This window comes from Caballeronia sp. LZ062, assembly GCF_031450785.1.
In the GTDB taxonomy this organism is placed as follows: domain Bacteria; phylum Pseudomonadota; class Gammaproteobacteria; order Burkholderiales; family Burkholderiaceae; genus Caballeronia.
In genome coordinates, this window is sequence record NZ_JARTWB010000001.1 from 1,282,997 (window position 1) to 1,297,236 (window position 14,240).

The 14,240-nt window shown below is 62.9% G+C and carries 13 protein-coding genes; 9 read left to right on the top strand and 4 right to left on the bottom strand.

The annotated features are described in order from the left end of the window. Positions 1–86 precede the first annotated feature (86 nt). A complete protein-coding gene (locus tag P9239_RS05900) occupies positions 87–1,139 on the bottom strand; it encodes a helix-turn-helix domain-containing protein (RefSeq protein WP_309749537.1) in 1,053 nt (350 codons plus the stop codon). Positions 1,140–1,193: 54 nt separating this feature from the next. On the opposite strand from P9239_RS05900, the gene P9239_RS05905 reads away from it, so the two are divergent. Beyond that, positions 1,194–1,883 carry a DJ-1/PfpI family protein gene (locus tag P9239_RS05905; protein ID WP_309749538.1) on the top strand — a complete coding sequence of 230 codons (690 nt, stop codon included), beginning with the start codon at positions 1,194–1,196 and terminating at the stop codon, positions 1,881–1,883. A 1-nt stretch (position 1,884) separates the two neighbouring features. On the opposite strand, the gene P9239_RS05910 is transcribed toward P9239_RS05905, so the two are convergent. Beyond that, complete coding sequence (locus P9239_RS05910) at positions 1,885–2,304, bottom strand: GNAT family N-acetyltransferase (RefSeq protein WP_309749539.1); 420 nt, start codon at positions 2,302–2,304, stop codon at positions 1,885–1,887. 1 nt (position 2,305) lies between these two features. Further along, positions 2,306–3,043 (bottom strand): ABC transporter substrate-binding protein, encoded by a 738-nt coding sequence (locus P9239_RS05915; RefSeq protein WP_309749540.1) that lies wholly within the window; start codon positions 3,041–3,043, stop codon positions 2,306–2,308. 73 nt (positions 3,044–3,116) lie between these two features. On the opposite strand from P9239_RS05915, the gene P9239_RS05920 reads away from it, so the two are divergent. Continuing rightward, complete coding sequence (locus P9239_RS05920) at positions 3,117–3,614, top strand: cupin domain-containing protein (protein WP_309749541.1); 498 nt, start codon at positions 3,117–3,119, stop codon at positions 3,612–3,614. Here the strand turns inward: P9239_RS05920 and mobB are convergent. Continuing rightward, a complete protein-coding gene (mobB, locus tag P9239_RS05925) occupies positions 3,611–4,135 on the bottom strand; it encodes a molybdopterin-guanine dinucleotide biosynthesis protein B (RefSeq protein WP_309749542.1) in 525 nt (174 codons plus the stop codon). The genes P9239_RS05920 and mobB overlap by 4 nt on opposite strands. Before the next feature lie 147 nt (positions 4,136–4,282). Here mobB and P9239_RS05930 point away from each other — a divergent pair, with 147 nt between their 5' ends. From P9239_RS05930 to P9239_RS05960, 7 genes are all read left to right on the top strand, one after another. Beyond that, positions 4,283–6,808 carry an adenosylcobalamin-dependent ribonucleoside-diphosphate reductase gene (locus P9239_RS05930; RefSeq protein ID WP_309749543.1) on the top strand — a complete coding sequence of 842 codons (2,526 nt, stop codon included), beginning with the start codon at positions 4,283–4,285 and terminating at the stop codon, positions 6,806–6,808. 421 nt (positions 6,809–7,229) lie between these two features. Next, positions 7,230–7,775: a fimbrial protein gene (locus P9239_RS05935; RefSeq protein ID WP_309749544.1), complete on the top strand. Its 546-nt coding sequence runs from the start codon at positions 7,230–7,232 to the stop codon at positions 7,773–7,775. Between the two features lie 148 nt (positions 7,776–7,923). Next, positions 7,924–8,634, top strand: coding sequence for a fimbria/pilus periplasmic chaperone (locus tag P9239_RS05940; protein WP_309749545.1), 711 nt, complete (start codon positions 7,924–7,926; stop codon positions 8,632–8,634). A gap of 143 nt (positions 8,635–8,777) precedes the next feature. After that, a complete protein-coding gene (locus P9239_RS05945) occupies positions 8,778–11,369 on the top strand; it encodes a fimbria/pilus outer membrane usher protein (protein WP_309749546.1) in 2,592 nt (863 codons plus the stop codon). A 33-nt stretch (positions 11,370–11,402) separates the two neighbouring features. Further along, the gene (locus tag P9239_RS05950; protein ID WP_309749547.1) at positions 11,403–12,485 is read left to right on the top strand and encodes a fimbrial protein; all 1,083 of its coding nucleotides are present in this window, start codon (positions 11,403–11,405) and stop codon (positions 12,483–12,485) included. Positions 12,486–12,529: 44 nt separating this feature from the next. Then, a complete protein-coding gene (locus P9239_RS05955; protein ID WP_404980134.1) occupies positions 12,530–13,048 on the top strand; it encodes a fimbrial protein in 519 nt (172 codons plus the stop codon). Between the two features lie 125 nt (positions 13,049–13,173). Then, positions 13,174–13,398 (top strand): hypothetical protein, encoded by a 225-nt coding sequence (locus tag P9239_RS05960; RefSeq protein ID WP_309749549.1) that lies wholly within the window; start codon positions 13,174–13,176, stop codon positions 13,396–13,398. Positions 13,399–14,240 lie beyond the last annotated feature (842 nt).

Consider the following 14,240-nt stretch of genomic DNA (forward strand, 5'->3'; position numbering starts at 1 on the left):
TTTCTCAAGCAAACGCTCTTACCGGGCTAACGGCAGCCAGCATACAGGCTTGAGCGTCGCCAAAAAAAATCGCGTGGGAGAGGGTATCAGGCAGCGGACGCGCCGCTTGCCGCGAAGCGTTCGCGGTACGCCTGCGGCGACACGCCCAGCGAGCGCAGAAAGCCGCGCCGCATGGTTTCCTCCGTGCCGAAGCCGCAGCGCGCCGCCACGCGCTTCACTGGCAGCGCGGTGTCGCCGAGCAGCCGCCGCGCGGCTTCTAGCCGCATCCGCTCGATGGAGCGCGCGGGTGTCGTGCCCGTTTGCGCACGGTAATGGCGCACGAAGCTGCGTTCGCTCATTCCGACGCGCGCCGCCAGCGTCGCCACGGAGAGATCGGCGGCCAGATTTTCGGCGATCCAGGCGTGCAGTTCGCCGAAACGGTCGCCCGATTTCTGCAGCGAGAGCGCGGCGCTGAACTGCGCCTGCCCGCCGGGACGCTTCAAGAAGACGACGAGGTGGCGCGCGACATCCAGCGCGAGCGCGCGCCCGAGATCTTCCTCGACGAGCGCGAGCGCCAGGTCGATGCCCGCCGTGACGCCCGCCGACGTCCAGACTGCGCCGTCGCGAATGAAGATGGGATCGGACTCCACGCGCACCGCCGGGAAGCGTGCGGCCAGCTCGTCGCAGCGCGTCCAGTGCGTCACGGCGCGGCGCTCGTCGAGCAGGCCCGCCGCCGCGAGCAGGAACGCCCCGGTGCATACCGACGCCGTGCGGCGCGCATGGCGCGCGCGCTCGCGAAGCCAGTCGACGAGCGTTCGGTCACGCACCGCGCCGTGCACGCCCCAGCCGCCCGCGACGATCAGCGTGTCGCACGGCGCGTCCGCCGCCGGCAGCGGATGACCGAGCAGGCCTAGACCGGCGGAAGCCGTCGCGCTCGCACCCGCCATCACGACGCGGGCACGATACGGCTGCGCCATGCCCGCCGCGACGGCCAGTTCGTTCGCCGACGCGAACACTTGCAGCGGCCCGGCGACATCGAGCAATTGCACGTCGGGGAAGGCGAGGGCATCGACGTCGCGCGGCGTCGGATCGGAAGGGCGGGTCATGGTGGCGGAAACCGGGGGTGGCGGAAAACGTGGGCTGACTGTCGATTTCGCCATAGCGTAGCCGCGTAGCATGGCTTTCGTCCACTGACATCAATCAAGGAGAAAGCGATGACCTTGCACATCGGCCTCTTGCTGTTCCCGGGGGTGCAGCAACTCGACATGACCGGCCCGTACGACGTTTTCGCGAACATTCCCGGCGCGAAAGTGCATTTGATCTGGAAGACGCGCGAGCCGGTTCTATCGACCGCTGGCATGGTTCTCACGCCCGACACGACCTTCGACGACTGCCCCGCGCTCGACGTGCTGTGCGCGCCCGGCGGCGGGGGCGTCGGCGCGCTGATGGAGGACGATGAGACGCTCGCGTTCCTGCGGCGGCAAGCGGCGGGCGCGCGCTATGTGACGTCGGTGTGCACGGGCGCGCTGGTGCTCGGCGCGGCCGGCTTATTGCGCGGCAAGCGCGCGACGACGCACTGGGCGTATCACGCGCTTCTCGCCGATCTCGGCGCGATTCCGGTGCGCGGGCGCGTCGTGCGTGACGGCAACGTGCTGACAGGCGGCGGCATCACGGCGGGCATCGACTTCGCGCTGACGCTCGCGGCGGAACTCATCGGCGAGCAGGGCGCGCAGGCCATTCAGCTTGCGATGGAATATGCGCCCGCGCCGCCTTTCGACGCAGGCGATCCCGAACGGGCGAGCGCGGAAGTCCTGCACATGGTGCAAGAGCACGAGGCCGCATCGCTCGAAAGGCGGCGTGAGATCATCGGCCGCGTTGCGCAGCGGCTCGCGGTGAGTGCGTGACTCAGAAGTGCTTCTGCATGAAATAGCGCGAGCGCTCGCCGTGAAAACGGGCCAGCTCGCCGAACGTCTGATAGCCGCAGCGCGCATAGAGATCGCGCGCTTGCGGGTTCAGCGTGTCGAGCCAGGCGGCGCGGCAGCCGCGCTTTCTCGCTTCCGCTTCCGCAGCCTCGAGCGCGCGTCTGGCGAGGCCGCGACCGCGCGCGTCCTCGCGTATCCACAGCCATTTGACGAAGAGCCAGTTCCACGCGGTGAAGCCCGCCAGCCCGCCGACGAAGTCGTCATCCACATAGACGGATACGGCGAGATCGCGGTGGCCGCTCGGCCCCATCTGCGTCGCGTTGAATGCGGCAAGTCCGCCCGCGACTTCGCGCTCGAACGATTCGTCGACCCAGTCGGCGACGGAAACGCTCACGTCGTTCATGTCAGACGCCCGCAGGCGGCGCGACCGATGCGCCTTTGATTCCATGCCGCGCTAGTGCTTCGGCGACGAAGCCGGACCGCTTCACGTCTTCGACGAATTTACGCAACGCATCGGCGGCCGCTTCGCTGCGCGATTTGGGCAAGCCCATGGCCTGCTGAATGACCATGAAGCGTTCGTTCAAGAGACGCAGGCCCGGCGTGCGTGCTGCATCGGCTTCGAGTTGCTGCTTGACGCCCGCGGCCACGTCGAGGCCGTCGCGAAGAAACGTCTTCACGACTGCTTGCGACGACTCCGCCCGCACGATCTGCGCTTGCTTGATTTCGCGCGTGAGAAAGAGGTCATATGCGCTGCCTTTGCCGACCACGATCCGATTTCCCGCGCGATCCACTTCGTCGTTATGTGTGAGCGGCGAGTCGTTGCGCACGAGGTAGAAGCCTTCGATCAACACGTAAGGTGCAGTGAACGCAATGCCCGCGCCCCGCAACGGATCGATCGCGAAGAAGCCGATATCCGCCGCCTCGTTGGTCACGGTCTCCACCGATTTCGCGGCGGTATCGAACGCGGTGAACGACACGTCCACGCCGAGTCGCGACGCCAGTTCGCGCGCGAGATCCACTGACACGCCGCCGGGCTCGCCGCTCGCATCGCGGTGCGCAAGGATCGGATTGCCGAGATTGAGCGATGCGCGCAGCACACCTGTCGGGGCGAAGGCTTGCAGCAAGGTCGGAGAAAGAGTCATGGCTTCGTGCGCGTATGTTGTGTGAGCATGCAGAATACGCGAACCGCGACCACGCTTGCAAAGGACAATCGCCATGACCGAACCGCTCGATGCGCAAGCCCTCGTTGCGCGCCTCGACTTGCAGCCGCATCCTGAAGGAGGCTACTTTCGTGAGACGTATCGCGCGAATCAGCGTGTGACGCGCGACAGCGAGAACGATCCGCGTTCGGCTTCGACGGCGATCTACTACTTGCTATGCGATGGCGCGCATTCGGCGTGGCACCGCATTCGCTCGGATGAAGTCTGGCACTTTCATGCGGGCGATCCGCTTTTCGTGCATGTACTGGATGCGAACGGTGCGCTGACCACGCACACGCTGGGCAATATGCTTCTGCACAAAGACGCGGTGTTTCAGGCCGTCGTACATGCAGGTCACTGGTTCGCTGCGGAATGCAGCGTGGCATCGGGCGCGTCGCTGGTTGGTTGCACCGTCGCGCCGGGTTTCGAGTTCAGCGAATTCGAGCTTGCCGATTGCGACGACTTGAAGGCGCGATATTCGCAACATCACGAGTTGATCGAACGGCTCGCCTAGCGGTGCAACGCGATACCGAGCGTCGCGCAGATGAACGCGCCAATGCGTTCTATGTCGTCGAGTGCGAGCACGGGCAAGGCCGTGTCGATAGCGGCGGCGTCGTCCGTCGCGATGGCGAGAAATCCCATGTCGCTCATATACAGTGGTTGCTTGCCTGTCGACGGTCGCACCACTTCGAGCCGTGGCATCGCTTCGCTCGCGAAGCCCTCGACTATCACGAAGTCCGCATGGGAAAGACGCGCGGCGAGCACCGCGAGCGGCGGCTCGGGTTCATCGTTCAGTTCATGCAAGATGGCATAGCGATACGGCGACGCGATCAGCACTTCACCCGCGCCCGCGCGACGAAAGCGCGCACTGTCTTTAGCGGGCGGCTCCAGTTCGATTGAATGGTGACTGTGCTTGATGACGTTGACCGTCAGCCCTTGCGCGCGAAACCACGGCAGCAGCGCCTCGATCAGCGTGGTCTTGCCTTGGCCCGAGCGGCCCGAAATGCCGAAGAGCGGCGGGTGCGGCGAATTCATGCGATGGATGTATCGTTGTCGTGGCTGAAGAAGTCCGGCAAGTGTAGCGGCTTCGTGGCGAGCGAAGGGAAATCGCGCTATCGTCGGGCATCGTGCTTGCACTGATTGCGCCGTATTCGCATCAGCGCCTACTCACAGGATCAGGACATGGCCGAAGACAATCCCAGCACCGCGCTCGCTCCGCAGCAATTCTCCATTGACGTCATGCTGGAAAAGTACGCCAAAGGGGACGAAACGCGTGTCGACGATATCTATCGGCGCGTGGCGCGCGGTGTCGCACTCGCGGAACCTCCCGAGCAGCGCGCGAAGGCCGAAGCGGAGTTCGTCGATAACTTCAAGCGCGGCGCGCTGGGCGCGGGCCGCATCATGAGCGCGGCGGGCGCGGGCATCGACGCCACGCTCATCAACTGCTTCGTGCAGCCGGTCGGCGATGCGATTCAAGGCGTCGACGACAACGGATTGCCCGGCATCTACGTCGCGCTGTTGCAGGCCGCCGAGACCATGCGGCGCGGCGGCGGCGTGGGGTATAACTTTTCGTCCATCCGTCCGCGCGGCGCACGCGTGCATTCGACAGGATCGGCCGCGTCCGGGCCGTGCAGCTACATGGACGTGTTCGATGCTTCATGCCGCACGGTCGAAAGCGCCGGTGCGCGGCGCGGCGCGCAAATGGGCATTCTGGACTGCACGCATCCGGATCTGCTCGAATTCATTGCGGCCAAGCATACGAAAGGGCGCTGGAACAACTTCAACGTATCGGTGGCGGTGACGGACGAATTCATGCAGGCCGTCGCCGACGACGCCACCTGGCAACTCGTGCACAACGCGGAGCCCTCGCCAGCGCAACGGGCGTCGGCGGATATTCGTCAGCGTGAAGATGGCTTATGGGTGTATCGCGAAGTGCGGGCGCGCGAGGTATGGAACACGATCATGCGTTCTACTTACGATGTCGCGGAGCCGGGCGTCGTCTTCATTTCGCGCATGAACGACGACAACAATCTGCGCGCGCTCGAAGCCATTCGCGCGACCAATCCGTGCGGCGAGCAGCCGTTGCCCGCGTATGGCTGCTGCAATCTCGGACCGCTGAATCTCACGCGCTTCGTTTCCGATCCGTTCGCGCAGATGCGGGGCGGCGCGCCGCGCTTCGACTGGGACGGACTCGCGCGCACGACACGCACGCAAGTGCGCTTTCTCGACGACGTTCTCGACGTGACCTTGTGGCCGCTGCCGGAACAGGCGCGCGAAGCACAAGCCAAGCGGCGCATCGGCGTGGGCTTCACGGGACTCGGCGACACGCTCGTCATGCTCGGCTTGCGCTATGACAGTCAGGAAGGGCGCGACTTCGCGGCGCGCATCGCACGCACCATGCGCGACGAGGCTTATCGCGCATCCGTGGAACTGGCGCGCGAACGCGGCGCCTTTCCGCTCTTCGACGCGCGTCGCTATCTCGAACAAGGCACGTTCGCATCCCGCTTGCCCGAGGACATCACAAGCGCCATTCGCACGCACGGCATCCGCAACAGTCATCTGCTTTCCATCGCGCCGACCGGCACGGTCAGTCTCGCGTTCGCGGACAACGCATCGAACGGCATCGAGCCCGCGTTTTCGTGGACCTATCAACGCACCAAGCGCATGGCGGACGGCTCGCGTCAGAGCTTTGCGGTGGAAGATCACGCGTATCGTCTGTATCGTGAGCTGGGCGGGGACGTGAATGCGCTGCCTGATTACTTCGTCAGCGCGTTGGACATGTCCGCGCACGATCACCTCGAAATGATGGCGGCGGTGCAGCCTTTCGTGGATACGTCCATCTCGAAGACGGTGAACGTGCCCGCGGACTATCCGTTCGACAAGTTCCAGGACCTCTACTTCGAAGCATGGCGGCGCGGGCTCAAGGGTCTTGCCACGTATCGGCCGAACGACACGCTCGGCGCAGTGCTTTCCGTCACGCCGCAGGAAACGCCGAGCGATTCTCCCGATCCCGAACTGGACCTCGATCCTTTGCGCATTGCAATCGACCACCGGCCGCGTGGCGAATTGCCCGCGATCATCGAGAAGGTCGAGTATCTGACGCAAGCGGGGAAGAAGTCGCTTTATCTCGCGGTGTCGTTCATCGAAGTGACGGGTCGCATCGCGGGTGAGGACGTAAGCATCGAACGTCCGATCGAATTCTTTATTCCAACCGGACAGAGCGACGAATCGCAGCAGTGGATCACGGCGACAATGCGTTCGCTTTCGCTGGCCGCGCGGGGCGGCTTCGCGGCGCGCACGTTGCAGGACATGCGCAAGGTGTCGTGGGACCGCGGACAGGTGCGGCTCGGCGATGTCGAGCGGCTCGACGGTCATCGCAGTCCGCGTTGGCACGACTCCGAAGTCGCGGCGCTGGCGTACGCGATCCAGCAGATTCTTCACCGGCGCGGCTTTCTGGATGCCGAAGGCAATCAGGTTCCCTCGCGCGTCCTTGCGCGCAAGCGTAGCGACGCGGCGCTGCCAGTGCGCGCCTTGCAGGTGGAAGACGAAGCGCCAGGGCAGGACGACGTGATACAGGCGCCCGTCGATCCGCATGGACTGGCACAAATGCACGGACGGAAATGCGCGACCTGCGGCGCGAACGCCGTGATTCGCAAAGACGGCTGCGATTTCTGCACAGCGTGCGGCGAAATCGGCGCGTGCGGCTAAGGTCGATTGCATTCTGAATGCAAAGCGCCGTTCGCGCGCTGAACTTTCTTTCCACGCTTCAACAAGGTCAGCGGCGAGCCTTCACGGCTCGCGCTGACTCCTTCCTTCGCGTTCGTCACAACGCTGCCTTCTCGCAGGCGACTCGCACCATCTAGCGCGCGGCGTCAATTAATCAAGACGACTTACGAATTAAGAATTCTCGGGATGTCTTTTCAATGTCGATTGATTGAAAATTCCGCCCGGTGCTTTCAACTGCGCAGGCTAAAAATAAACCGAGGGCCGCAACGTCGCACTGCTCGCAGAGCGTCGGCCGTGGGCGAATGCACCTGTCCGGCGTCAAGGTGAGAGCGTGTCCCTGCCCCTTATCGCAGGGCACGCTCGAAGTTGGAACCGATCTCTCTTACTTGCTTGGAGTTTCGAAATGAAGAAGTCCCTGATCTCGGCTGTCATTGCTGGCCTGTTGGGCGTCGCAGCGAGCGGTGCGTTCGCGTCCGATGGAACCATCACGTTCAACGGCGCGCTGACGGCCAGCACCTGCACGATCAATGGCAACGGCACGTCGTCGAAGGACTTTACCGTCACGCTGCCGACCGTGTCTACCTCGACGCTGACGGCGTCGGGCCAGACCGCGGGCGCGACATCCTACAACATCGCGCTGAGTGCATGTGCGCCGGTGACGGCCTCGAGCAAGGCAGCGGTGTTCTATGAAGCCGGCACGACGGTCGATCCCGCAGATGGCCGCCTGATCGTCGCCGCCGGTGGCGCGAAGAACGTCAAGCTGGAACTGCTGAATCAGGACCAGACGCAAATCAAGGCCGGCTATTCGCGCGACCTGCAGAACTCGAAGCCGGCCGACATCTCGTCGGGCTCGGCCACGCTGAGCTACGAGGTCCGCTACTACGCAACCGGCGCGACGTCGGCAGGCGCGGCCAACTCGTCCGTCGTGTACAGCATCGACTACCAATAAGCGGTGTCGTGTCAGCGGGAATTTTGCATGCCGTACGCAGAATTCCCGGTGCAAGGGCGGGCACATGCCCGCCTCTCCTGGATATCGTGCTTCGCTTGGGCGCTTCTTCGTCACTATGAAACTGTTTAGCCGACTCGCATCTATTGCGATGCTTCTTGCCGTGATTCAGGGCTTTGGCCCGCAGGCTCGTGCTTCGGTGGTTATCGCCGGCACGCGCGTCGTGTACAACCAGAGCGATTCCGAAGTCACCGTCAAGCTGACCAACAACGGCAAGCTGCCCGGTCTCACGAAAGTCTGGATCGATAATGGCGATGCCGACGCCAAGCCCGATACCATCGACGTGCCCTTCACGATCACGCCGCCCATGATGCGCATCGATCCGGGCAAGTCGCAGACACTGCGCATCATGTCGACCGGGGAGCCTCTTCCGGGCAACAACGAATCCGTGCTCTACCTGAACGTGCTGGAAGTGCCGCCGAAGCCGACAGGCGACGAAGCGAGCGCCAATCAGTTGCAGCTCGCGTTTCGCACGCGCATCAAGTTCTTCTATCGGCCGGCGGGCTTGAAGGGGCAGGCGAGCGACGCGCCGCAGTCCATCGTGTGGCATCTAAAGCGCGAAGGCGGCAAGAACGCGCTGGTCGCCGATAACCCGACGCAGTATCACGTGTCGTTCGACCGTGTGGAACTGACGGATGGCGCGCACACGGCGCTATTCACGGACGGCGGCATGGTTCGGCCCGGCCAGAGCGAGACGTTCCCGCTCAAGGGCGAACTCCCCGCCGCGGGCGCAAAGGTTCGCTATACCGCGATCAACGACTATGGCGGCCCGCAGACCGGTGACGCCACGCTCGCCCCCTGATCCGCAGCGTCGCCCACTGCCACAAGCCGGCTGCCAGACGCCCGCGCAGTTGAAAGCGCCGCAATGACCCCGTAGAGATGCCCTTGTGTGCATGCCTTGCCGCATGCCGGGGCCGGCTTTGCTCGCACATTTCGGATAACTGAATGAAAACGCACCAATGCAGCGCCCACTTGTCCGGCGCGCGATTGAGACCTGTCACGCTGTTCACGCTTCAGGCTTTGGCCGCGATGGGCGTCAGCGCGCACGCCTGGGCGGACGCTTCGCCGCAGCCCGCAGCCGTCGAATTCAACGAGCAGTTTCTGGATTCGAGCGGCGGCCTGAAGCTGGACATCTCACGTTTCAACAACGGCCAGCCGGTCCTGCCAGGCACATATCGCGCCGATACCTACGTCAACAACGTCTGGCGCGGCAAGTTTAGCGTGGAGGTGCGCGATTCCACGCAGCATCCCGGCGTGGTGCAGCCGTGCGTGACGGCGGACCTGCTTGAGAGCTTCGGTGTCGATCTGCGCAAGCTCTCGCCTGAAGCGGCCGCGAAGCTCGAATCAGCTGCTAACGCCTGCCTGACGCTGCCGGACCTGATCCCCGGTGCCATCGCGATGTTCGACGGCGGCGAGCAGCGTCTCGACGTGAGTGTGCCGCAAATCGCAATGAACAGCCGCGCCCGCGGCTATGTCGATCCGAAATACTGGGACGACGGCATCAACGCCGGCACGCTCCAGTACAACGCGAACGTGTATCACAGTTCCGCAGGCGGATTCGACAACGATTCGGAATACCTCGGCCTGATCGGCGGCATCAACGTCGGTCCGTGGCGTTTCCGCTATCAGGGCAACGTCACGCACAACAACGTCAGCGGCTCGCATTATCAGAGCGTGCAGACCTATGCGCAGCGTGCGTTCAAGGACATCAAGAGTCAGTTGACGGTTGGCGACACCTTCACCGACGGCGCTCTTTTCGACAGCTTCGGCGTGCGCGGCGCCACGCTCGGCACCGATGACCGGATGTTTCCGGAGTCGCAGCGCGGCTACGCGCCGGTGGTGCACGGCATCGCCAATAGCAATGCGCGCGTGCAGGTCAGGCAGAACGGCAACATCATCTACGAGACGACGGTCGCGCCGGGCGCGTTCGAAATCGACGACCTGTATCCGACGGGTTATGGCGGCAACCTCGACGTGATCGTCACCGAGGCCGACGGCACACAGCATATTTCGACGGTTCCGTACGCGGCTGCCGTGAACGCGCTGCGGCCGGGCGTCACGCGCTATAGCGCGAGCATCGGGCAGTACCGTGATCCGAACGTCGATATTCATCCGTTCGTCTCGCAGTTCACGTTACAGCGCGGCATTAGCAATCTGGTGACGCTCTACGGCGGCGTGAGCGCAGCCGACTTGTATTTCTCTACGATGATCGGCACCGCGCTCAACACGAGCGTCGGCGCATTCGGTCTCGACGTCACGCAGGCGACCGCCAGCTTCAAGGGCTACGGCACGCGCAACGGGGCGAGTGTGCGGATCAGCTATTCGCGCCTGTTCGAGCCGACAAATACTAACATCGCGATTGCTGCGTATCGCTATTCGACGAGCGGCTTCTTCTCGCTGCCCGACGCCGTGATGATGCGGCAACTGAACGAGATACATCAGCCCGGCCTCATGACCGCGCTGCAAAAGTCTCGCGTGCAGTTCACGCTGAACCAGAGCATCGGGGCGGGCGCGCAGTATGGCTCGCTCTATGCGATGGGTTCCTTCCAGACGTACTGGAATCGGTCCAACCACGATACGCAGCTGCAAATCGGCTACAGCAACAGCTGGAAGCGCATGACGTACGGCGCATCGTTCGTGCGGCAGTTCCAGGTCAACACGAACCGGTGGGACAACCGCATCATGCTGAACATGTCGATTCCGCTCGGCTTCGGCGCGCATGCGCCGCAGTCGACGACCAACTTCCAGCACGACACCGCGGACGGCAGTTCGACCATCCAGCAATCGGTCACGGGTACGCTCGGCACCGACAACGCATTCAGCTACGGCATCAACGCGACGTTGAACGATGGCGGCAGCCACAGCAGCAGTTCGGCGAGTGCGGGCGGCAACATCGGATACGCGGCTCCGTTTGCGTTGCTCACGGCAAATGCCAGTACCGGACGCAACTATTCGCAGATCGGGGCAGGCATGTCGGGCGGCCTGGTGGCGTGGCGCGACGGTGTCGCGTTTACGCCGAATATGGGCGATACCGTCGCGGTCGTCGAAGCAAGCGACGCGGCTGGCGCACGCCTCGCCAACGGCGCCGGCCTGCGCGTCGACCGGTGGGGGCACGCTGTCGTATCCGGCATGCAGCCGTATTCGAACAACGACATCGAACTGGACCCGAAAGGCTTGCCGATCAACATCGCGCTGAAGTCCACCGTGCAGCGCACCGCACCGACTGCCGGCGCCGTAGTGCGGCTCAAGTTCGAGACGGAGAACATGGGCAAGCCTGCCGTCATGCGCGTGTCGCAAGCGGATGGACAGCCCCTGCCGTTCGGCTCGGAAGTGTTCGACGCTGACAATCGCAGCGTCGGCACGGTGGCGCAGGGCAGCCGCATCATCGCGACCGGTCTCAAGGCCGACGCCGGCACGCTGAACGTGAAATGGGGCGAAGCGCCCGAGCAGCGCTGCGCGGTGCGCTATCAGTTGCCGGCTCTGACCGATGCGTCGAAGCCGAACTCGATCAGCATATCGGACGCCGTCTGCCAGTAAGCGCCAATCAACTCTAATAGTCAGGAAACCAAAATGAAACGCATGAATCGGCTCGCAGTCGGGCTGCTGCGGTGGGTGTTGTGCTGGATGGCTGCGCTGATGCTCGTGCCGTCGTCCGCATGGGCCACTGCTAGTTGCACGGTCAACTACAGTTCGTTCACGCTGACGCTGCCACCTTCGGTCGCGGTCGCGCGTGACTTGCCGAACGGATCGATACTGACGGCATGGTCGCTGTCGCCCTCGAAGAACGATTATTGGACCTGCATCGTGACGGGGCAGGTCTATACGGGCACGGACTTCGAGACGGCGGGCATCACGACGGGCGGACCGACCGTGTATACGGCCAATTACCAGGGCGTGGATTTCGAGGTATATCCGACCAATGTGCCGGGCGTGGGCATCGCCATGGGCGGTTATGTCATTCCGAACAGCCTTCCTGCAGGGCCCCGCACGTTTTCCAAACTCGGTCGTCAATGGAATAACAATGGCACGATCTACAACGGCGGCCAGTTGATCGTCGCATTAGTCAAGATTGGAGACATCACGCCGGGCACCGCAACGGGCATGGTCGCGCAGGCGTTCTCGTGGCAGACGCTAACGCCGCCGCCGGCGGGGGACGTGCCGTCGGCTGGCGTCATCAATTTCTACATCACGCCGGTGGTCATTACCGTGCTGACCTGCCAGACGCCCGATGTCACGGTGCCGATGGGGATTCAGGGACCGGCTGATCTTCCGAGTATCGGGCCGGCGCCGAGCAAGGTTTCATCGTTCAATCTGAGTCTGAACAATTGTCCCGGCGGAACGGCCGTGAGCGGAACATATGCAGGGCAGATTCACAGCATCCAGTACAGGATCGATCCGTCGAGCGGGCTGGTGGCCGGCTACAGCAATGTCGCCGCGTTGAGCGGGTCGCCGACTGCGGCGGGCGTGGGCATTCAGCTCTACGACCGGACCGGTGCGGTCTTCCCATACGGGACGTATATCGCGTTGAACGGCTTCGACAGCGCTAATGGCGGCAACTACACCATACCGATGCAAGCGCGCTATTACCGCACTGGCGCGCTCGGAGCGGGTCCCGCCAACGCGACGATGACCATGACCGTGCTGTACCAGTGATCCGTCCATCGGGCGGCCAGCAACATCGATTCAGGAGAACACACATGAACAGATTGAAAACCGCGCTCGTCGCAGTCGGCCTGGCGACGGCATCATCGGCCTTCGCCGCCGACGCCACGTTGACCTTTACCGGCACCATCATCCTGCCGACCTGCACGGTGGATCCAAGCTCCGTCACGCAAACGATCCCGCTCGGGACCGCGCGAACGACGGACTTCGCAGGCGTCGGCGACGTCAAGAACGCGACGCCCTTCAACCTCAAACTCAACAACTGTGCTGCAAATACAGCGGTCTCCATGACCATCAACGGAACGGCCGACACGGTGCAAAGCGTGCTCAAGAATACGGGCACGGCAACGCAAGTCGGCGTGCAACTGTTGAAGGCCGTTAATGTGGGTGACACGTCCGGTTCACCCATCACGCTGAATACGTCCGCGACGATCGGAACGGTCGACGCGACCAACGCATTGACCATTCCGATGGTCGCCCAGTTCTACCGGCTGGGCACCATGACGGGCGGAACCGTGTCGGCGGCGGCTACCGTCAACTTCGCCTATAACTGATAGACAGGAATGCAGAGTATTGGCGCAACTCCGTATAGGGACACACGGCGTTGCGCGGTAAATTGGGCGAGTGGCGCTCCGACAGTGCCATGAACCCTTGTTTTTCGTAACTTAGAGACACTGAAATGCAAAAAATCGACCGTAACACCTTGGCACACGCTGAACTCGCAGGCGGCACTGCCAAGGCGTCGAGCAGCTCTTCTTCAAACACGAATGTGAAGATTTCGATCGCCGGTTCGTCGAGCGCATCCGGCGGCGGGTCTGGCGGCGGGTCCGGCGGAGGGTCCGGCGGCAGCTCGAACAATTCGAACGACAAAGGCGGGTTCGCGGCCGCGCTAAGAGCGCACTGATTCGGGCTTGCGCAAAGCAAGGCCATCCTCTACGAGGGTGGCCTTTTTTGTTTTGTTATTGCACGTGACGTGGATTGACGTTGGTCCAGATGCGCCGAGACCGGATCGCTTCCGTTAGGCACGTATTTGGAGATTACGTTTGCACAGTCGCACGTTTCAGGCGTCTTATTCCTACCAATGCGCTAATAAGTTGCCGTCTTCAGGCTAGTCGTCGGGCGGTATTGCTTAATGGCGCGTCTTTCGGAGTTTTCGTCGTTTACCGGCATGATCGAAATGATTAAGATCGCCCATTCAGGATAATTAAACATTTCCTGATAACGCCCAAACAGAGTAGGGCCGACTGTCGGGATCATCCAATTTCGGTCGGCACTACTCATATTCAGAAACTTTGCAGGAGGAAATGAAAATGCAGAAAATCGAACGCAACGCATTGGCGCAAGCTTCGCTGGCTGGTGGATGCCATAAGGCAAACAGCCAGGCATCGTCCAATACGACGGTCGTTATTTACGTGACGGGTAAGTAAGGCGATTCGCCAATGGGCTGTCTTCTCGCCAGCGTTATCGCCTGAGAGCTAGCCAGCGGGGCGGGACCTCGGTCTTGCCCCGCCGCCACTTCCGGAAGAGTTCGTCATGCTTGCCTTGCGTCCCGCGCTGAAGAAATGGATCGCCGTGCGAAAGCACCGCGTTCGGCGTTGTATTGTCGGTCGTATTCCGATGGCTTCAGTGGAAAGGCTCGCGGAGTTGTCGTGGCGCGTGGTTAGCGTAGTGGACGCGAACTGTAGGGCGAATGGGCAAATCCGGGCGGAGATCGGTCGCGCCGCTCTGAATTTATCTAAGCGTCGC

What these genes read in the sequence shown, in the direction of transcription:
- P9239_RS05900 (WP_309749537.1), bottom strand. Translation starts at nt 1,139, where the DNA reads ATGGCGAAATCGACAGTCAGCCCACGTTTTCCGCCACCCCCGGTTTCC.
- P9239_RS05905 (WP_309749538.1), top strand. Translation starts at nt 1,194, where the DNA reads ATGACCTTGCACATCGGCCTCTTGCTGTTCCCGGGGGTGCAGCAACTC.
- P9239_RS05910 (WP_309749539.1), bottom strand. Translation starts at nt 2,304, where the DNA reads ATGAACGACGTGAGCGTTTCCGTCGCCGACTGGGTCGACGAATCGTTC.
- P9239_RS05915 (WP_309749540.1), bottom strand. Translation starts at nt 3,043, where the DNA reads ATGACTCTTTCTCCGACCTTGCTGCAAGCCTTCGCCCCGACAGGTGTG.
- P9239_RS05920 (WP_309749541.1), top strand. Translation starts at nt 3,117, where the DNA reads ATGACCGAACCGCTCGATGCGCAAGCCCTCGTTGCGCGCCTCGACTTG.
- mobB (WP_309749542.1), bottom strand. Translation starts at nt 4,135, where the DNA reads ATGAATTCGCCGCACCCGCCGCTCTTCGGCATTTCGGGCCGCTCGGGC.
- P9239_RS05930 (WP_309749543.1), top strand. Translation starts at nt 4,283, where the DNA reads ATGGCCGAAGACAATCCCAGCACCGCGCTCGCTCCGCAGCAATTCTCC.
- P9239_RS05935 (WP_309749544.1), top strand. Translation starts at nt 7,230, where the DNA reads ATGAAGAAGTCCCTGATCTCGGCTGTCATTGCTGGCCTGTTGGGCGTC.
- P9239_RS05940 (WP_309749545.1), top strand. Translation starts at nt 7,924, where the DNA reads ATGCTTCTTGCCGTGATTCAGGGCTTTGGCCCGCAGGCTCGTGCTTCG.
- P9239_RS05945 (WP_309749546.1), top strand. Translation starts at nt 8,778, where the DNA reads ATGAAAACGCACCAATGCAGCGCCCACTTGTCCGGCGCGCGATTGAGA.
- P9239_RS05950 (WP_309749547.1), top strand. Translation starts at nt 11,403, where the DNA reads ATGAAACGCATGAATCGGCTCGCAGTCGGGCTGCTGCGGTGGGTGTTG.
- P9239_RS05955 (WP_404980134.1), top strand. Translation starts at nt 12,530, where the DNA reads ATGAACAGATTGAAAACCGCGCTCGTCGCAGTCGGCCTGGCGACGGCA.
- P9239_RS05960 (WP_309749549.1), top strand. Translation starts at nt 13,174, where the DNA reads ATGCAAAAAATCGACCGTAACACCTTGGCACACGCTGAACTCGCAGGC.